General features: G+C 46.9%; 15 protein-coding genes. 9 read left to right on the top strand and 6 right to left on the bottom strand.

Going from position 1 to position 19,637, the window contains the following annotated elements; genetic code table 11:
- Positions 1 to 99 precede the first annotated feature (99 nt).
- Together K300_RS14335 and K300_RS17030 are read right to left on the bottom strand one after the other, a co-directional pair.
- Entirely contained in the window at positions 100 to 1,800 is a 1,701-nt protein-coding gene (locus K300_RS14335) for a thioredoxin domain-containing protein (protein WP_022850142.1), read from the bottom strand.
- Between the two features lie 178 nt (positions 1,801 to 1,978).
- Positions 1,979 to 4,255, bottom strand: a complete 2,277-nt coding sequence (locus K300_RS17030; RefSeq protein ID WP_022850141.1) for an NADP-dependent malic enzyme — start codon at positions 4,253 to 4,255, stop codon at positions 1,979 to 1,981.
- A gap of 520 nt (positions 4,256 to 4,775) precedes the next feature.
- Here K300_RS17030 and xerA point away from each other — a divergent pair.
- From xerA to K300_RS0102735, 9 genes are all read left to right on the top strand, one after another.
- The gene (gene xerA / locus K300_RS0102775) at positions 4,776 to 5,672 is read left to right on the top strand and encodes a site-specific tyrosine recombinase/integron integrase (protein ID WP_022850140.1); all 897 of its coding nucleotides are present in this window, start codon (positions 4,776 to 4,778) and stop codon (positions 5,670 to 5,672) included.
- Positions 5,639 to 8,329, top strand: coding sequence for a CBS domain-containing protein (locus K300_RS0102770; protein ID WP_051135282.1), 2,691 nt, complete (start codon positions 5,639 to 5,641; stop codon positions 8,327 to 8,329). The genes xerA and K300_RS0102770 overlap by 34 nt, the downstream gene beginning before the upstream one ends.
- Positions 8,326 to 9,291 carry a PhoH family protein gene (locus tag K300_RS0102765; protein ID WP_022850138.1) on the top strand — a complete coding sequence of 322 codons (966 nt, stop codon included), beginning with the start codon at positions 8,326 to 8,328 and terminating at the stop codon, positions 9,289 to 9,291. Before K300_RS0102770 ends, K300_RS0102765 begins: the two co-directional genes overlap by 4 nt.
- Entirely contained in the window at positions 9,288 to 9,743 is a 456-nt protein-coding gene (gene ybeY / locus K300_RS0102760) for an rRNA maturation RNase YbeY (RefSeq protein ID WP_022850137.1), read from the top strand. Before K300_RS0102765 ends, ybeY begins: the two co-directional genes overlap by 4 nt.
- A 236-nt stretch (positions 9,744 to 9,979) precedes the next feature.
- Complete coding sequence (locus K300_RS0102755) at positions 9,980 to 11,245, top strand: hemolysin family protein (RefSeq protein ID WP_238320634.1); 1,266 nt, start codon at positions 9,980 to 9,982, stop codon at positions 11,243 to 11,245.
- 5 nt (positions 11,246 to 11,250) lie between these two features.
- Positions 11,251 to 12,144, top strand: a complete 894-nt coding sequence (era, locus tag K300_RS0102750; protein WP_022850135.1) for a GTPase Era — start codon at positions 11,251 to 11,253, stop codon at positions 12,142 to 12,144.
- A gap of 192 nt (positions 12,145 to 12,336) precedes the next feature.
- Positions 12,337 to 13,695 carry a magnesium transporter gene (gene mgtE / locus K300_RS0102745; RefSeq protein WP_022850134.1) on the top strand — a complete coding sequence of 453 codons (1,359 nt, stop codon included), beginning with the start codon at positions 12,337 to 12,339 and terminating at the stop codon, positions 13,693 to 13,695.
- On the top strand, positions 13,692 to 14,387 hold the full coding sequence (gene recO, locus K300_RS0102740; protein ID WP_022850133.1) for a DNA repair protein RecO: 696 nt from the start codon (positions 13,692 to 13,694) through the stop codon (positions 14,385 to 14,387). Before mgtE ends, recO begins: the two co-directional genes overlap by 4 nt.
- A gap of 559 nt (positions 14,388 to 14,946) precedes the next feature.
- Positions 14,947 to 15,918 carry an IS30 family transposase gene (locus K300_RS0102735; RefSeq protein WP_022850132.1) on the top strand — a complete coding sequence of 324 codons (972 nt, stop codon included), beginning with the start codon at positions 14,947 to 14,949 and terminating at the stop codon, positions 15,916 to 15,918.
- A 907-nt stretch (positions 15,919 to 16,825) separates the two neighbouring features.
- On the opposite strand, the gene K300_RS0102730 is transcribed toward K300_RS0102735, so the two are convergent.
- The 4 genes from K300_RS0102730 to K300_RS0102715 all read right to left on the bottom strand — a co-directional run bounded on the left by K300_RS0102730 (position 16,826) and on the right by K300_RS0102715 (position 19,604).
- On the bottom strand, positions 16,826 to 17,224 hold the full coding sequence (locus tag K300_RS0102730; RefSeq protein WP_022850131.1) for an STAS domain-containing protein: 399 nt from the start codon (positions 17,222 to 17,224) through the stop codon (positions 16,826 to 16,828).
- Positions 17,225 to 17,339: 115 nt separating this feature from the next.
- Positions 17,340 to 17,978: an LPP20 family lipoprotein gene (locus K300_RS14330; protein ID WP_022850130.1), complete on the bottom strand. Its 639-nt coding sequence runs from the start codon at positions 17,976 to 17,978 to the stop codon at positions 17,340 to 17,342.
- 10 nt (positions 17,979 to 17,988) lie between these two features.
- A complete protein-coding gene (locus K300_RS0102720; RefSeq protein ID WP_022850129.1) occupies positions 17,989 to 19,197 on the bottom strand; it encodes a transglycosylase SLT domain-containing protein in 1,209 nt (402 codons plus the stop codon).
- Entirely contained in the window at positions 19,194 to 19,604 is a 411-nt protein-coding gene (locus K300_RS0102715; protein WP_022850128.1) for a hypothetical protein, read from the bottom strand. The genes K300_RS0102720 and K300_RS0102715 overlap by 4 nt, the downstream gene beginning before the upstream one ends.
- Positions 19,605 to 19,637: the final 33 nt, after the last annotated feature.

Raw genomic sequence — 19,637 nt, 5'->3', positions numbered from 1 at the left:
TTGACGCTCATTTTTCCACCCTGGACGGGCTGAATATCACCCTGAACCGTGGTTTTGCACCCTGTCAGGGTTATCAGAGCCGCCAGAAGTATTATGAGCCTAGTCAACCCGAAGCCCTTTCAAAGCGGTTGCGTGGGCTGTGGGGTATTTCATGATCCTGTCGGCTGTGAAATTCAACTGATCGGGGGATATCTCAACACCCATATAACCGCCGTAAACGGCCAGATCCGCAACGATCATTCCGGAGGGAGCTGGCATGGAGTCATCGAAGGTTTCCAGGGTTCTGTGCTCACGGTCCAAGTAAAGCAGACCACCGTCGGTGAAGTCGTTAACGGCTCTCTCCATAATGGCGGATGCCCTTACGAGGAAATCCTTTTCGTTGGTTATCTCGAAGAACGCTGTATGAAGGTTCGCAAGGCATGCGTAGTCCTCAAGAGTTACGTGGCGGTGGGTCTCCCCCTCATAGTTCACACGGAATAGGGATGTTCCGTCCACATGGAAGTATTCTATCTTACCGAGCAGAGCCTTCGCCCGCTCCAGATAGAACTCCTCGCCGGAGGCTTCGAAAAGCTCCAGCACTGCACGGCAGAAGAGGGCGTTCCATGCGAGGATAACCTTGTTGTCCTTCGCCGGGGGCATTCTCTCATCCATACTTTCAGCAATCTTCTCAAAGAGGGGCTCTATCTTCAGGTATGTTTCATAGTCCGCAGAGGCGAACTGGGCAACGCCGTGCTGGGGGTAAACATGGGCCATGAAATTTTCTCGCTCACCCTCATCAAGGGCCTTGAGGTCCTTCTGCAGTATCTTGTAGTAATTACCCTCGCTCATCTTGCCGTTTTCATCGGGGCTGTCTGCATCCATGGAGGAAAGGAGTCCGAAGTCTGTGTTGAAGTTATCAAGGGTGAAGTCTATAGTCTTGCGGGCTACATGCAGGTATAGCGGGTTATCTGTGGCCATGAACATCCTTATGAGGAATATTGAGTTAAGAGCTTGATCGTAAAGCATCTTCTCGAAATGGGGGGTATGCCATTCCTTATCGATGGTGTATCGAAAGAAGCCGCCGTTTATGTGGTCGAAGATCCCCCTGCAGCACATCATATCCGCAGTCTTTTTAAGGAAGGAGGCGATGCGTTCGTTGTCGTACCGTTCCAGCAGATAAAGCAGGGAAGGGACCTGAGGAAAGCGTGCACCGGCGCCGAAGCCCCCCTTCTCCATATCCATGATACGGAAGAACTCGTTATCAAAGGCGGATAGGGGCGTTTCATCCAGCTCATCAAGGCTGAATTTTGTCTGTTTAAAGTCCATGAGGAAGTTGCGGTAGTTGTCCGCCGTCTCCTTAACATGCTCCCTATCGTTCATGTACATCTCGTAGATCTTCTCCAGCACCTCGGAGAAGGCCGGGAGGCTGTATTTCGATTCACCCGGGAAGTACGTTCCGCCATAGAAGGGGGTTCCATCGGGGAGCAGGAATATACTCAGGGGCCAGCCACCCTGTTGGTTTATTGTTTGGAGATAGAACTGGTAGCGTTTATCGATGTCGGGGAATTCCTCCCTGTCCACCTTTATGGGTATGAACTTTTCGTTCAGTATCTTGGCTGTTTTATCGTTTACGAAGGATTCCGCCTCCATAACGTGGCACCAGTGACAGGAGGAGTAGCCGATGCTGAGAAACACAGGGCGGTCAAGCTCCCTCGCCATCTTGAAGGCATCATCCCCCCATGTCTGCCATTTTACAGGATTATCTTTATGCTGAAGAAGATAAAGACTCTTCTCTTGGGATAGTACATTAATGAGTTCCATAAAATCACCTCTGCCTTATTTCCCTTCGCAGAAGGGATCGCAGATGAACAGGATATTTGTATTCGGCGTGTATTTCAAGAGGGATGAAAAAAAATAAGGGGGAACAGGGTATTAAAGGATCAAAAAAGGGGGACTGAAAACAGTCCCCCTTTCTCGCGGTAAGAAATCAAGGAGGTGATTACTTACATTTCTCTATGCAGTCCACCACTGCGATGGCTGCCATGTTTACTATTTCGTTTACGTCGCTTCCTCTCTGGAGAACGTGTACGGAGTTCTTGAATCCCTGAAGAACGGGACCAACTGCGATACCGCCGCCGAGCCTCCAGAGGAGCTTGTATGCACTGTTGCCGGACTCGAGGTCGGGGAACACGAGTACGCTTGCATCACCTTTGATCTCGGAGAAGGGGAACGCCTCTTCTGCGATGGGTGCATAAACAGCTGTATCCGCCTGCATCTCACCGTCGATAACGAGCTCGGGCTTACGCTCCTTAACAAGCTTGATAGCTTCGGTGATCTTCTTTGTACCGGCGTTGCGGACTGAGCCGAAGTTGGAGTAGGAGAGCATTGCAACCTTGGCATCCATCTCAAACTTGCGCATAGTGTCCGCAGACTGCAGAGCGATCTGGGCGAGCTGCTCAGAGCTGGGGTCTATAGATACTGTGGTATCTGCGCAGAGTACGACCCTGTCTTTGAATACCATGAAGTATGAGCCTGAGGGGAATGAGTATCCGTCCTCAAGGGGGAGTGTTTCAAGGAGGGGTTTAACCGCATCGGGGTAGTTTCTTGCGTATCCGTTGAGGAGGCAGTCTGCATCACCCTGGTTGATCATCATAACTGCGTAGTAGTCGCTGATCTTGCTCACACGCTTGCGTGCCTCGGCCATGGTGATACCCTTTCTGGCACGGAGCTTGTGGAGGGCCTCTGCGTACTCTTCAACCTTGTCGGACTCTCTGGGCTCGATGATCTCAATTCCAGAGATGTCCACATGGATCTCATCGGCGATGGCCTTGATACGCTTCTCGGAGCCGAGAAGGATGGGCTTTGCGATTCCCTCTGCCTGTATCTTGGCTGCTGCGCTGATAACCTTTGCGTATTCACCTTCGGGGAGAACGAGTCTTCTGGGTGAACGCTTAGCGACCTCGATGATGTGGTTGGTGAACTCCTTGGCGAAGGAGAGTCTTGATTCGAGGTGGCTCTTATATGCATCGAAGTCTTCGATGTTCTTTCTGGCAACGCCTGTGTCCATACCGGCTTTGGCGATGGCGGGGGCTACGAAGGTGAGAACCCTGGGATCGAAGGGTTTGGGGATGATGTAGTCCTTGCCGAACTCGATCCTGTCAACACCGTATGCCTTGCACACGCTTTCGGGTACTTCCTGCTTGGCGAGCTCTGCCAGGGCGTAAACAGCGGCGAGCTTCATCTCTTCGTTGATGGCACTTGCACGTATATCGAGAGCGCCGCGGAAGATGAAGGGGAATCCGAGAACGTTGTTAACCTGGTTGGGGTAGTCGGAACGGCCGGTGGCCATGATAGCGTCACCCCTTACTTCCTCAACAACCTCGGGGAGGATTTCGGGATCGGGGTTTGCCATAGCCATGATGATGGGGTTTCTGGCCATGGACTTAACCATAGACTTTGAAACTGCATCCTTGATGGAGAGGCCGAGGAATACGTCTGCGCCGTCCATAACATCCTCAAGGGTGCGCTTGTCTGTGGTTACTGCAAACTCATCCTTGTATTTGTTCATTCCTTCCTTACGACCCTTATAGATAACACCCTTGGAGTCGCACATGATGATATTTTCCTTGGTGGCTCCCATGAGAACCATGAGCTTGCCAATGGCGATACCGGCAGCACCTGCACCGTTTATTACGGTTACGATGTCTGCGATGTCCTTATCGATGAGCTCAAGGGCGTTAACAAGGGCTGCGAGGGCGATGATAGCCGTACCGTGCTGGTCGTCGTGGAAAACGGGGATGTTAAGGGATTCCCTGAGAGTTTCTTCGATGTAGAAGCAGTCGGGGGCTTTGATGTCCTCAAGGTTGATTCCTCCGAAGGTGGGCTCAAGGAGCTCACACGCCTTGATAACATCGTCGGGGTTCTGGGAGTTTACTTCGATGTCATAAACATCAACATCGGCGAAACGCTTGAAAAGAACGCCTTTACCCTCCATAACGGGCTTTCCTGCGAGGGCTCCGATGTTTCCGAGGCCGAGAACCGCACTACCGTTGGAGAGAACTGCTACGAGGTTTCCTTTTGATGTATAGTCATAAACTGTTTCGGGATTCTTTTCTATTTCACGGCAGGGCTCAGCAACGCCGGGAGAGTATGCGAGGGAGAGATCCTTCTGGGTGAAACAGGGCTTTGTTGCCACAACTTCGATCTTACCCGGGCGAGTGCCCTTATGATAGTCAAGTGCTTCCTGCACCGTGCTTTTTCCGGTCTTTTTTTCCATGTATTTCCTCCTTTATCTGGAATATTCTTCTTTTTTTCTCTGTCCAAAGATTACAGGGGTGTTGATTTATAGTCAACATAAAATTGAATAACGACATTTTTGAACCCTTTTTTGAGGAATGGTCAGACCAAAAAAATTAATTAATAGTATAATATAGAATATCTATAACAGTGTATTTTATATTCCTGATTATTATATGGTTCAAAAAAACGCTGAGCGTTCTAAAATGAGCATGTAGCATCTAGTAATAGAAATTATCAATGAAAAATAAACAATAACATGAGTGATTATCATAATATTAAGTATCATATGCTTTATGATTATTGTACGTATAACAGGTGGGTGATAATGAGAATATAAAAGAATAGTAAAAAAGTTTATTGTGAGTAGCTGCGGTTTTATCATTAAAAAACGAAAAACAATTTTCCCTCCATGGAGGCGTGTTAACAAGTAAATTTTTTTAAAAAAATACGGTGTTCAGCCTCGTTGCTATGCGATCCGCTATGTGGTAAAAACGATTATGGATAAGATGCGTCTGATAAAGGCTTTTAAGCAGTATCTTTATAGCGAGCTGGGTTTGTCTGAAAACTCGGTTAATGCTTATATTGCTGATACCAGGGATTATTTGACAAAGATAGAAGGGGAGTCAGAGGAGGCGCAGCCTGGCGATATCGTAGAGTATATGACAAAGCTCCGCTCCGAAGGACTCAGCGTTGAAACCATACAGAGGAGGCTTTCCGGCATCTCCCAGTATTTCGACTTCCTGATAAAGGAACGGATAAAGAGCTCAAACCCTGTGAGCATGATCACAAAGCCCTCCAAATGGGGGAAGCTGCCGGAGTTTCTCAATTTCGATGAGATCGATGCACTCCTTGATGCACCCGATGAAAACTTCGCAGCAGGCTACCGCGACAGAACCATGCTTGAGATGCTGTATTCCACGGGTATACGAGTCAGCGAACTTGTTAATATCAAGGTCGCCAATGTTGATATGCGAAGGGGGATCGTCAAAGTAACCGGAAAGGGTAGTAAGCAGAGGATTGTCCCCATATACCAGTCTTTACAGGAGCGTCTTGAAACCTATCTGCTTATACGGAGGGAGGATTTCGTCAAGGGGGATGATCCGGGATATCTTTTCATGAACAACCGTAACGGAGGGCTCAGGAGGGAGTACGTCTGGGTGCTTGTGAGGAAATACTGCGAAAGTGCCGGGATCACCAAGAAGGTTTCTCCCCATACTTTGAGGCACTCCTTTGCAACACATCTGCTGACAAACGGCGCAGACTTGCGTACGATACAGATGTTTCTCGGGCACTCAAGCATCTCCACCACCGAGATATACACCCATGTCTCCGACGATAAGGCCCGAAACGTCCTGGAGGCATGCCACCCGAGATTCCGAGGGAGAAAGAGTTGATAAAGACTTCTGAGATAAAGAGTGCTGTCATTACACATAAAACACCGGACTTCGATGCCGTTGCCGGAGCGTGTGCCGCAAGGTTTCTCCACGGTTGCGATCTGGTTCTCACAGCTACATCCTATGAGCCCAATGTTGACAAGTTCATCAAGGACCATGCCGAGTCGGAACTCCCCATAAGAAGGCTGAAAGATAAGGAGATAGAGGAGATAGGAAGTCTAGATCTCCTTGTTATAACCGACTGCAAGCTTGCAGAACGTCTCGGCTCCCTCGCCGTACTCGCGGAGAGGGCGAAGAAGATAATCATATACGATCATCACCCCGCCCACGGTATGGATATGGAAGGGGATGAATCATACGTGGAGGAGCTGGGTGCTTCCGTCACCATAATATATAAGCGGATAGAGGAGGCGGGGCTTGAGATACCCGAAAGGCTCGCCTCGCTCATGGCCTTAGGCATATACGAAGATACCGGACTGCTAACATTCAAAAGCACCACGCCCGATGATATCCGTACAGCGGCCAAACTCCTCGAGAGGGGAGCGGATCTCGACTATATAAGCGAGTACATAAAGCGGGATCTCAGCCGTGAGCATGTGTTTGTGCTGAACGAGCTTCTGCTTAATATGATGACGATGAAATTCCACGGTATATCCGTTGGGGTGAGTCAGGCCTCTGTGGACAAATACCTTGGCGAGATAGCGTACCTCGCCCACAGGATTATGGATATGGAGGGGATGGATGCCCTCTTTATTGCTGTGCGTGCAGGTGAGCGTATCGTTCTCATCGGAAGGAGCAGGGTGGATGAGGTAAACGCCTCTTCGGTTATATACCGTTTCGGCGGAGGGGGACATCCCACGGCGGCGAGCTCCATAGTTAAGGATATGACCCTCCATGAAACTATGGAGAAGCTCCGCTCTGTAATAAGGGAAGAGGTGCGGCCGGTACGTTATGCGGGGGACATTATGACAAGCCCTGTAAAGAGTGTTCCCGTTACAGAGAGCTTCGAGACCGCCATGGATCTTTTTATGAAATACAACCTTAATATGATGCCCGTGGTGGAGAATGGACTGCCAGTGGGGCTTATATCCAGAAAGGATATCCTTTCCGGCATGAAGCATGGTCTCAAGGGTGAGCCTGTGAACTCGCTTATGCAGATCGAGTTCGAAACGGTGGAGCCCGATATACCTTACTATGAGGCGGAAAGGGTTATGCTTAACAACAACCAGAAGATGCTCCCCGTTGTGCGTGAGGGTAAGCTTCTTGGTGTCATAACCAGAACCGATCTCCTTCGCATGATGCACGAGGAGATAAGCAGGATGCCCCGCTACATGCACGGACGAACCGAGGGTGAGGGGCCTGCGAGGATACGTGTTATAAAATCCCTGCTGGAAAACAGGATGTCGGAAAGGATAACCGCTATCCTCAAAGAGGTTGGGGAACTCGCTTCAAAGATGGGCTACAGCGCCTATCTTGTCGGCGGAGTTGTTCGGGATCTCCTGATGGACAGAGAAAACATGGATATAGATATCGTGGTGGAGGGGGACGCTCCAAAGCTTGCCAAACGGTTTGCCCAGAGTAACGGTGCGAGGGTGTCGGAGCATTTCAAGTTCAAGACCGCTGTCGTTATCTTCCCCGATGATTTCAGGGTGGATTTCGCCACATCCCGTACCGAGTTCTATACGAACCCCGCCGCCGCACCGGAGGTTGAGAACGCCTCCATACGTAACGATCTGTACAGGCGTGATTTCAGCATAAACGCCATGGCCGTAAAGCTGAACGGGGAGGATTTCGCCCAGCTTCTGGACTTCTTCGGCGGCCAGAGGGACCTTAAGGACGGTAAGGTGAGGGTTCTTCACAGCCTGAGCTTTGTGGATGACCCGTCACGTGCGCTCAGGGGAATACGCTTTGCCGTGCGCTTCGGGTTTGATATAGGCCCCCATACGGAAAAGCTTCTCAAGCACGCCGTATCTCTCAGCCTCATAGACCGTATTGTCGGGCAGAGGCTCTTTATGGAGCTGAAGTATATACTTAGCGAAAACGCATACATCGATGCGCTCCATATGATGAAGCGTTACGACCTACTCCGTTTCTTTCATCCTAAAGTTATTCTTGATGATGCCAAACTGAGGCGTTTTGATGCCGTTAAGCGCATCAACGGATGGTACTGCTTCCAGTTTGAGGATAAGCCGGAGCTTTGGAAGGCGAGGTTTGCTATCCTTTTCAACGAGCTGGGATGGGAGGATATGAAATCCCTTGCAGAGCGTTTTGAGCTCAGCCCGAAACTTCACGATGAACTGATTAAAAGCTTCTTTGATATGAAAAGTGCCCTCGGCAGGTTGAAAAAGCTTGATGAGCCCAACCCTGCTATGGTAACGGAGACCCTTGAGGTTCTGGATACTGAGTTTATACTGGCGGCCGGCGCTTTCATGGGCGAGGATTTCGAGTGGCTTCTTAAGGAGTATTTCTCGGTGTACAGGTTTGTTGAGCCCGAGCTTGATGGAAATGATCTTAAAAGTATGGGCATACCCCCCTCAAGCATGTATGGTGATATCTTCGAAGAGATACGCAGAAGAAAGCTGAACGGAACGATTAATAACATAGAACAGGAGAAGGAGCTGGCTATGGATATATATAGAGACAGGGGTGATTCTTGAGTGAGAACGTAACCGCAAAGGTTAGTTTCAAGGAGTCTGTTTTACCCTCCGTATTGGGGCAGGGGGACAAGAACCTTCGCTCGGTGCGGGATGCTATGAATGTTCGTATCGCTGTCCTCGGTGGTGAATGCACGATTGAGGGTAAGGAAGAGGATGTGGACAGGGCCGTTAAGCTCCTGGAGCATCTGCGGAACATGGCGGAGAAGGGCGAGCTTTGCGAGTCTGGCGTAAACGATGCCATAAGGATGATGGAGAATGAGGAATCTAGCGTTGATGTAAGCGGCGTTCTCCTTGAGTCCATCAAAGTGGGCGGAAGGGTCAAAAGCGTTTCGCCAAAATCAAGCACGCAGATGCGTTATGTCCAGTCCATAAGGGATAACGATCTCGTTTTCGGAACTGGTCCTGCGGGAACGGGGAAAACATACCTCGCCATGGCTATGGCTGTTCATCTATTTCTCCATAAAAAGGTTGGAAGGATTATACTCACAAGACCCGCTGTTGAGGCCGGCGAGAACCTTGGCTTCCTCCCCGGGGATATACAGGATAAGATAAACCCCTATCTGCGTCCATTATATGACGCACTATACAGCATGATGAACTTCGAGCAGGTTTCAACGCTCATTGAGAAGAATATTATCGAGGTTGCACCCCTCGCATTCATGAGAGGGAGAACGCTGAATGACTCCTTCATAGTCCTTGATGAGGCGCAGAACACCACCTCCGAGCAGATGAAGATGTTTCTTACACGCCTCGGTTTTCGTTCAAAGGCCGTTGTAACAGGGGATATTACCCAGGTAGACCTTCCCAGCAACAAGAAGAGCGGCCTTATCCTTGTTCGTGATATACTAAGGGGAGTTCCGGGGATTAACTTCGTGGACTTCTCCCAGAAGGATGTCGTAAGGCATAATCTGGTGCAGAAGATTATCGAAGCCTACGACAGGCACGAGGAGCAAGGGAAATGATGGTTGATGTCCTCATTACAGACAAGACCGAATCCGGGCTGGACAGGGAGCTTTTTACCCAGCTGACCAAGGATACCTTCCGCTGGATTGAGGCGGATTTCATGGAGGCGGAGGTCTCTATTCTCGTCACCGATGATGAGGAGATCGCTGGGCTTAATAGCCAGTACCGGAACAGGGAAGGGGCCACGGATGTCCTATCGTTCCCCTTATCAGACAGTGCCAGAAAGTATGGCGGAATGCTCGGGGATGTTGTTATCTCGGCAGATACAGCCCGCAAACAGGCGGAGAGTTCTGGTATAGACTTTGTACGTGAAATCGCTTTTCTCTATATTCACGGCCTTCTCCACCTGCTCAACTACGATCACGAGCGAGGGGAGGAGGATGAGAAGGAGATGTTTTCCATACAGGAGGCTATCCTGAAAGATGCCGTGGCAAGGGGATACGTTCCTTGAAAATATTTAAGAAAGTGCATGTTAGCCCTAGACCGCCATATTTTACTGTGATACTATAATGAATATGAAATCAGAGCCATATTCGGGTAATTCAAAGGTTGTATACCATTCAGTATTGCCATTCAAAGATTCCACAGCAGACGAACAAGTCGGAGCTGGTCGTATTACACTATCTAACAACAGTTTATCTGTTTCTTTTTCTAGGGGTGCTTTAATTGCAAGGTGACGGCATTGGTTTGGAACTTGCCTCAATAATAACATGTATCCTTCTTTCCGGTTTCTTCTCCGGCAGTGAAACAGCTCTTACATCATTGAATGAGTTGAAGATCCGCCATCTTATGGAGGAGAACAAGAGGGCGAAGGTGCTTGATCTATGGCTCCATCATCCAAACAAGGTTCTTAACACGATCCTTATCGGCAACAACATCGTGAACATTCTCGGCTCGGTACTTGCGGCTGAACTTGTGCGGAAGGTTTTCGGCGATACTCAGATCGCCCTGGTAACAGGTGTTATGACACTTGCCGTTCTTATCTTCGGTGAGATTACACCTAAAACCTTCGCCAAACATAACGCCGAGAAGATCGCCATATATATCATGCATGTGCTCAAAATCTTCTATACCGTTTTCTTCCCCGCAGCATACCTGATGAACAAGTTCGTTGTAGGGCTCATAAAGATTACCGGTGGAAAGCTCGATAAAGGACCACAGCTTACAGAAGAGGAGATCGAGTTTATTATCAACGTTGGTGAGAAAGAAGGGGTGCTTGAAAACGGCCAGAAGGAGATGCTCCAGAACATCTTCGAGATAGGGGATATGAACCTTAACGAGATCATGGTTCCCCGTACGGATGTTGTGGCTGTGAGCATCGATGAAAGTTTCGATTCCATAATGGAAAAGATTCTTGAGCATGAGTTTTCACGTCTCCCTGTGTATCAGGAGAGCATTGATAACATTGTCGGCGTTCTTAACGTTAAGGATCTCCTGAAGTATATGAGCAAAGGTCTTGAGGGGTATGAACTCAAGAATATGCTCAGGCAGGTTTTCTTTATCCCCGGCACAAAGAAGATAGACGAGATGCTCACCGAATTCCAGAAGAGCAGGAGTCATATGGCCGTTGTTGTGGATGAGTATGGCGGTGTTTCCGGTATTGTTACCTTAGAGGATATCCTTGAGGAGATCGTCGGCGAAATCTGGGATGAATACGACGAAGAGGAGAGCGAGGTTGATGTTATCGATGAGTCTACATTCAACGTCGACTCCATGATGGATATCGATGACTTCTGCGAAAGATTCAACATAGAAAAAACCGAAGAGATGGAAAAGTATGAAACGCTGGGCGGCCTGATATTCGACCTTGCCGGAAGGATCCCCGAAACGGGGGATGTCTATGAACATGCGGGCTACAGTTTCCATATACTTAATATTGAAGATAGAAAACTTGGCAAGGTTGAGGTAAAAAGGCTCGGGATAGGTTCACCTTTCCCCGATGAGGAGGATTAACAGCTTTGAGTACATTTAAATCAGGTTTCGTATCGATAATGGGTCGCCCGAACGTGGGCAAATCGACCCTTCTTAACGCAATGCTTGGCGAGAAGATAGCCATTGTATCCAATAAACCCCAGACAACAAGGATAAACGTTCAGGGTATCCTGAACCGTCCCGACAGCCAGATTGTTTTCATAGATACACCCGGTTACCACTCCGCAAGGGATTCCATAAACAAGATGATGGTTCAGCAGGCGGTGGATTCCGTGGAGATGGTGGATATCATACTTCTGATGGTACAGCCCGATGAGAAAAAGGACGGCAGGGAGTTCAAAAACCTTGTGGAGATCCTGAAAGGTGTTAACTGCAAGGTGTTTCTGCTTATTAACAAGGTGGACAACTACAGCAAAGAGGACACTTTTAAGGCTGCTGAAAAGTTCTTCCCCGAGCTCGACTTCGCCGAGGTAGTTCCCCTTAGTGCCCTTAGGGATAAGAATGTCGATACACTGGTTGAGCTCATAGAAAAGCATCTCCCCGAAGGGGAACAGATGTTCGACAGGGAGGAGATAACAACCCTTCCCGAGAAACTTCTAATCTCCGAGTACATCCGAGAGCAGGTTTTTGAAAGGCTCCGTGAGGAGATCCCCTATAATGTTATGGTGGAGACCGAGAAGGTGGAGGATGTTTCCGAGGACCGGATGGAGATATCTGCATCGATAATCGTCAACCGGGAGAGCCACAAGGGTATGGTGATCGGTAAACAGGGCTCCATGCTCAAAGAGATAGGTACGAGTGCAAGGAAGAATCTTGAGCATTTCTTCGGCGTCAAGATACATCTTCAGCTTTGGGTTAAGGTCAGGGGGGATTGGCAGAGCAATTCCGAATACCTCCGCATACAGGGTCTGTCCGAATAAACATCCGTTTTTTACAAAAAAAAGTCATTTTTGTGTTTTATTTTTAATCATTCTTTCTTATAATCTGCATTCTGCTCCAAAATGTTGTATTATGTAACCCTGAACATTTATAAAATTCATTAAACGGCACCCTCAGATAGATTGATTAGTGCTGTAATATGCGGATAGCACCGCTGTACAAGGGGGTATGAAATGCTGACACCAAGACTTAAGGTAACCCTTGAAAGCGTAAGAAAACTTCTCAGAAGAAACGCAAAGGCTCCTCTTGAGAAGATGATTGCAAAGCTGCACCCGGCGGATATTGCAACTATATACTCTAACCTGAATGACCTTGATGCAAAAAAGCTTATTAGCAATATAAAGGATAAACAGCTTCTTGCAGATATCGTTCCAGAGCTTAGCGAGGCGGAGATTATCGCCATGCTGGCAGAGAAAAAACCGGACGATATCGCCCAGATTGTTGAGCATATGGAATCGGATGATGCCGCCCTTGTTCTGCGTATCATACCCGATGAGACATCCCAGTCTGTACTTAATATAATCGGAAGCGGCGAGATGAGCGAGGTTGAACAGCTCCTCAGCTATCAGGAATACACCGCCGGTTCTATCATGAACACCAGCTACTTCTCCCTCTGCGAAACCATGACCGTTAAGGAGGCCACAAAGAGCCTTCACAACGCAGAGAACGTGGATATGGTTTTCTACCTCTATGTTACGGACGAAGAGGGGAAGCTTGTGGGTGTTATCTCCCTGCGGGAACTTATTCTGAATTCACCGGATAAGAAGCTTGAGGAGATAATGACGACGGATGTTATATACGTTCGTGACCATGAGGATCAAGAGGATGTGGCAAAGATAGTTGAGAAGTATGACCTCCTTGCAATTCCCGTTGTGGACGACTTCCATGTCCTTTCCGGTATCATCACCGTTGATGATGTTATCGACATTATCCGTGAGGAGGCCACCGAGGACATCTATATGATGGTTGGTTCCTCCGATGACGAGCTTCTCATGGGGCATAACTCAGCAAAGGTTGCAAAGGTGCGTCTTCCTTGGCTCATAGTCACCTTTGCGGGTGCAGTTCTTGCGGGTGTTGTAACATCGGTTTTCCAGAACAACATGTCGAATTTCGCCGTGCTCATTCCATTTATGCCCATCATTATGGCGATGGGGGGGAACGTTGGTAGCCAATCCGCTACGATCCTAATACGGGGGCTTGCTCTGGGTAAGGTGGCGAAGCGTGACATATTCAAGGTTATGATGAAAGAGGTCCGTGTCGGCATGATCATGGGCTTTGTCTGTGGAACGTTGCTTGGAATCATAGCACCATTCTGGTCGGGCTCCCCTTTGCTCGGAGTAATTGTCGGCACAGCGATGTTTGCTGCCATGACCATAGCAGCCTTTACGGGTACAGTGGTTCCCACAACTCTTATTAAGCTTAATTTTGACCCCGCTGTGGCTTCGAGTCCATTTATAACAATGCTCAACGACCTCATCGGTTTAACAATATATTTCAGTGTATCGATGGTGTTGTTTAATATTTTCGTATGAGCCGTCTTTCCACCAGAGGGGTTATCTACAGGCTGATCCGCTATTCGGATGATTCCGCCATAGCAAAGGTTTATACAGAGGATTTGGGTAAACTCAAGCTCTTCGTTCCCAAGGCCTTCACCAAAAAAGGGGGCTTGCCCGCTTTTATCCCAGGCGTTATCGACCTTTACCTTAAGGAAAACTCCGATCTAAACAGATATTACGGCTTTGAGAGGGATCCTGCCTACTATAAATATATCAGCACTCATGATATATCCCTGCGCCTGCACCTTGTTTTTGAGGTTCTTGATATAATCTGCCAGGAACGGGAGAAGGATGTGCGCCTGTGGAAGTATCTGCTCAGGTATACAGAAGAAAACTACCGCAAGGTAACTCCCTATATACTCCACCATCTACTACAGGAGGCTGGCCTGTTCTTCGATCCATACGTATGTTCATCCTGTGGAGGGGAGGGGGAGTCAGGACATGTGTTTGATAACGAATTCATATGTTCAAATTGCGCAGGGAAGGGGATCTATATAAAGCCTGCGGTGCTTTTTTATATCCGAAGTATCCCAAAGAAGGAGATCTTCCGCAATATGAAGATCACGAGGGAGCAGGAGATAGAGCTTATCAGATTCTTCTGCGAGTACTGCCAGTCCGCCCTTGAACAGAAACTTAAATCCTGTCGTACGTTGCTGGAGCTTATATAAAGCTGTGCTTTATTAATACTTATTTCAGTATGAAAGTTCCCTGCGTTTTTTTTGATTTCGTATTTGAGTATGTATAGAAAAGACTTAAGGGGTGCTTTTTAGGAACAAACCACCCCTTAACAACCCCTCAAAAACTCATTTATCTATCTGAATAATTTTCCTTCCATGGAAATTATTCTGCCGTTCGAAGGAAGAAGCTTCCTTCTCACTTACGCAAGCGAGCTTTCATCCATGAAAGCTTATGCTAATCATACTATCATAGTTGATATGCAATAGGCCTCCATTCATGGAATCCTTTTAGTATAATACTTTCTTAAAATCCTAAAATGGGTTTTTAAGGGGATTCTAAGGGGAAAGTTTTTCCTAAAAATTTCCCCTTAGTCTTATTATTTACATAATCACATTCGAAATTAGTCATTAATCCCTTTGTCTTGCGCTCTCGCGCCACATACTTTTTACGCAGATTGTAATAGCAATCTTATCACTAATATGAAATAAAAAAGGCTCATGCCATGCAGTCTTCACCACAAAAACTTTCTCCCGAAGGAGGAGCACAGCAATGAGCCATAAGCATCTTAGCATTAGAGATCGAGAAATACTAGAGCGTCTACTTCGCCAGGGATACTCACAACGTAAAATATCCGCAATATTAGGCATTACACAATCTGCTGTAAGTCAGGAAATCAGTCGTAATAAGGATTGCTGTAACAGATATCGAGCTAAAGCATCCCACTCTCGAGCCTTACGTAGGCGCAAAAAGACTAAGGGCGGATTTCGTAAGGATAAGGGATTTTTGTTAAACTATGTCCGAGAGAAACTAGAACAACACTGGTCACCGGAGCAGATATCCGGTCGTTTAAAGAGAGATTATCCGTGTGAGTCAGATAAACATATATCATTTAAGAGCATATATTTATGGGTACGCAAGGGTATTGACCATGAGTACAGGGATGTTCCCTTACGTGGCTACCACAAGTATTTCAGGACACACCGAGGTCGTAAACGCACTATAGGTATAAAGGCAGGAAGTCGTTCAGCCAAGACAGACCTTCCTCGCATTGAGGACCGTCCAGAAGAGGGTTTTGGAGTATGGGAGAGCGATCTTATAAGTGGTTACAACAAAAGCGGTTATATAGCAACTTTTGTAGAGAGAAGTACTGGTTTTATATGGGCTGAGAAACTTGAGAACAAGTCTATAAAAGAATATAACCGCTCAGCAATAGAGTGTATAAGGCGCTTTGGCAGCTCTAAGTTTAAATCCATAACAGTAGATAGAGGTAAAGAGTTTTACGGTTATAAGTCAGTAGGAGTACAGTTCTATTTCTGCAATCCGATGAGTCCTAATGAAAGAGCACTTAACGAAAACATGAACGGGCTTCTTCGGCAGTATTTTCCGAAGAGAACAAGCTTTAAAGATGTAAAGAGTGAAGATGTATACAGGGCAGTAGAAGAGATCAACAATAGGCCTAAGAAAAGATTTGGGTATATGACAACTATGGAAGTACTTGATAGCATGGGCATAGAGATGTGATAAGATTCAATTTACAATTCGCATAGAAAAGTATGCAAAACTATTCCCTCAGGGTTTTTAATCCGTCGTTGTTATAAGTGTTTTAATAAAACACTTATAACTGATGTCGGTTCCCTCGCTTCGCACTCCCTTTTCCTGAATATTCCCTGATTCTGAAGAGTTCTCTAGCACATCACATTTAATTCTGTTCGAGATTCTTGGTTCTAGCAGTGATTATCGTGCGGGAAATATTCCGGGCGGAAAAGTGAGCACTCGCTCGGCTTAAAAACATTCGGGGAGGATTAAGAGCGTATGTGACAAAACTGGTTGTGGGCTACTAGTAGCCATCTAACTGGAACATCTCTTCACGTCTCACGTTGTTATCTCTTGAACGTAAACACTAGAGCCAACTTGATTCAATTCTGACAATGAAGGTTTATGAGTAAAGAGGCTTCCACGGATGGAAGCCCTGAAGGCGAGAGGAAGAACAGCTTTGCTGGTCTGACGTAGCCGGAAGTAAGCGGAGCGAAGGCTTTGCCGAGCATAGCGGCAGGGAAATTCTCTGGATGATGAATTTCCCAGATTATATGGATAGAAAATTCCATAAATATAATTTAGTAAAGCTAAGATCGCAGGGAACTTTTTAGGGAACAAAGTTCCCCGCACCTCTCAAAAACCCATTTGAAAGATAATTATAGTGGTTAATATATAACATGATCCCATCCATGAAAGCTTATTCTAATCCTACGTTTAAGGTTGAAATTAATAATGCCAACATGGATGTTGGCTCTGAAGGCGAAAGGAAGAACAGCTTTGCTGTTCTGACGTAGCCGGAAGAACGAGAGAGCGGGGTTCCCCCGCTCGAATAGCAATGGAATTTCCATGGATGGTAAATTCCATAAATATAATAAAGAATACAAAGTGTTGCCTAGCGAGCAGCTTCCTCAACTGAATCATAAATCTCAAATACCTGATCCAGCTTCATAAGCTTAAGAACCTTGTCGATCCGCTCGGGGATATTGACAAGACGAAGTACACCACCGTATTCTTTCATACTTTTTAGACCTTCAAGAAACGTGGCGAGACCGGATGAATCCATGTAAACAACCTTGGCAAGATCTACGATGAGAACTTCAACCTTCGCCTTGGCTGATTCGGAGAGCTTGGCACGGATCTCTGAAGAGGTGAGGATATCAACCTTACCAGCAACATGCATAACCTTAAATCCGTTGAACTCTTCCATAGATATTTTCATCAACAATCCTCCGCTTCCGTCCACATTCTTGAATGTAGGATTAAAGAAAACAACCTCGTAAGCATTTTCCATCAAACTACCTCATGATAGCCTAATCGGAAAACTTCGTCAAAGCATTAATGCCTAGGTGAAATAATCTTGGGTATTTTTAACATTAAGCATAGCGGTTTGCATAGATGCAGTTAACTTACTTCCTTATCACCATCCATACATAAAGCTCATCTGTCTTATCGTTATACCACTCATCCCTTAGTTCATAATCCTTCAAAACCTCTTCCGCTTTATGCCTGGAGAGGGATTCAACCTTTTTCCTGTAGTACTTAACAGTCTCTGTGTCTACATTCAGCTTCGTAATATTCAGTTCACTCTCCACAAGAACATTAACAGTTTTCGCAAGCTCGCTCATGGCGAGAGCTTTTGCCAGCCGCTTCTGAAGAACATAACCCCCTCTGGGCTGTTTCTTTGATATGCCGACAGCACCGATATAGCCATCATAGTTGGGATTATAGAACCATACAGGATAGCCGTTTTTCATGGGATATTTTGTCTCGGGGCGGAGGCTGTCCATTTTATCAACCCTGGGAGAGGGAACCACACTGTCCATCTTCTTCTCAGGCTTATTGTCCCTTGGGATCTCTGCCTCAAGTTCTTTTTCCACTTCAGTCTGCCCGCCCGTTTCACGATCCAGCTCTGCATAAGCTTTATCCGCCTCGGATTGTTGTGTCTCAATACTCCGCTTAGGTTCCGGCTGCTGTTCCTGAACGCTTTTTGCACCGCAACCATGGATAAATGCGATGGCTAAGAAGGTAATAATGATGTTTTTCATCTTTCTATCCTCAATCGAAGTAGCTGTATTTTGGCAGAAGTGAGGTAACCTTGGCTATATAGCTCCTCGCCTCTGCGTATGTGAGATTATTTCTGAGATATGAGTAAACCTGCTCTGGTGTCATACGGTTTACCTTTTTCGCTGCTTTTGCTGCGCTGTATCGGTATCTCCCCGCATCCCTGCCGTTAAAAGCAAGGGCAACATTGCCGGAGCCTGTATTATATGCGGCTATGGCGCAATATAGCCGGCTGAGGGAGTTGTCTATATACCTTAGATACCTTGTTGAGAGTATATGAAGATAGGTTGCACCTGCTTCGATGTTCTTCTCCCTGTCATAAAGATACGACGGTGCTAGAATGGTCTGTTTACCTGTCAGATATTTGGCAACATCAACACCGGCCGATTTAGGAACGATTTGCATAAGGCCGTAGGCGGGTATATGTGAGCGTGCCATGGGGTTGAATGCACTCTCGGTGTGTATCACAGCGAATATGAGCGATGGCTTCTGGCTGTACTTAGAGGCATACCTTCTAACAATGGGAGCAATCTCCCTGGCCTTGGCCGCATAGATCCCCTTGGGGAGTTTCCCTTTTAGGACATAGACCTTCTTTCCTGGAATTTTTGAAGGCTTTTCATTAACCTCTGCCCCTTTCAGAAGTTTTCCAGTTGCTTCCTCGATATCCCTGCTGTTTGGGTTATCTTTTCCTGTTATTGCAGAGCCGATCACAAGGGATTCATCAGGCGAGCCCTTTAGCAATCCTCCTATCTCCTCCTCTGCCCTTTTCTCAATCCTTTTGGCGGGCTTATCCCTTTCGTATGCTTCGGCATAGTTTTCGCTCAGCATGTCCTTAAGCATTCCCTCAAACTCTGCTTCAATGCCGTCTATGCTCTCTGCGATAATCTCTATGGTAAACTCACCCGCATCGAAGTCTACACTCCTGCGGGCTGTCATATCATCTTTATATTCGACCCATTTTTTGGGTCCTGTCATCTCCGGTGAACTCCATTTGAGGGCGATTTCCTTCTTATATGCCTCAAACTCCTCATCGACGATCCTTTTATATCTTTCGAATTCTTTCTTAATATCTTCATTGTAAGTCTCGAAATCATCCTGTTGGGACGTGTATCCCTTGTCCATTTCTTTCATAAAGTCGCCGAAATCATCGGCAAAAGAAAACTGTGAACAGAAAATGAGTAAAAGTACTAAAACACGTTTCATTCTACTACCATCCAGACATAAAGCTCTTTACTATAAGGGTCTTCCCAAAATTCTTTTATAACAGCCTTAACGTTCTTTCCCGTAACGGTCTGTAGTGTGTAACTCTGCATATTGGATGAGGCTGTTCCGTTCTCAAGGGTTGTTTCTGTTTTCACAAAACCGCTTACCTCAACACCCATCTGAGAGGCGATGGATTCCACAGCTCTGGATATTGCCAGCTTCCTCTGGGCATCAAGGCCGCGAACATGCCTTCCGGCAATGCCAACACCACCGTACTCATAACCATTACCCGGCTTATAGAACCATGCCGGTCTTTCAGAAGTATTTGTTACCCCCTGTTTCTGGGAGCAGGAAATGGCGGCAAAGACCGATAGAATAATAAATGAGAGAACAACAAACTTTCTCAAACGTTCCTCCATGAACAAAAAAGGGGCGGATTG

The sequence above is a fragment of the Limisalsivibrio acetivorans genome (genome assembly GCF_000421105.1).
Taxonomy (GTDB): Bacteria; Chrysiogenota; Deferribacteres; order Deferribacterales; family Geovibrionaceae; genus Limisalsivibrio; species Limisalsivibrio acetivorans.
This window is presented reverse-complemented; position numbering and strand designations above follow the sequence as displayed.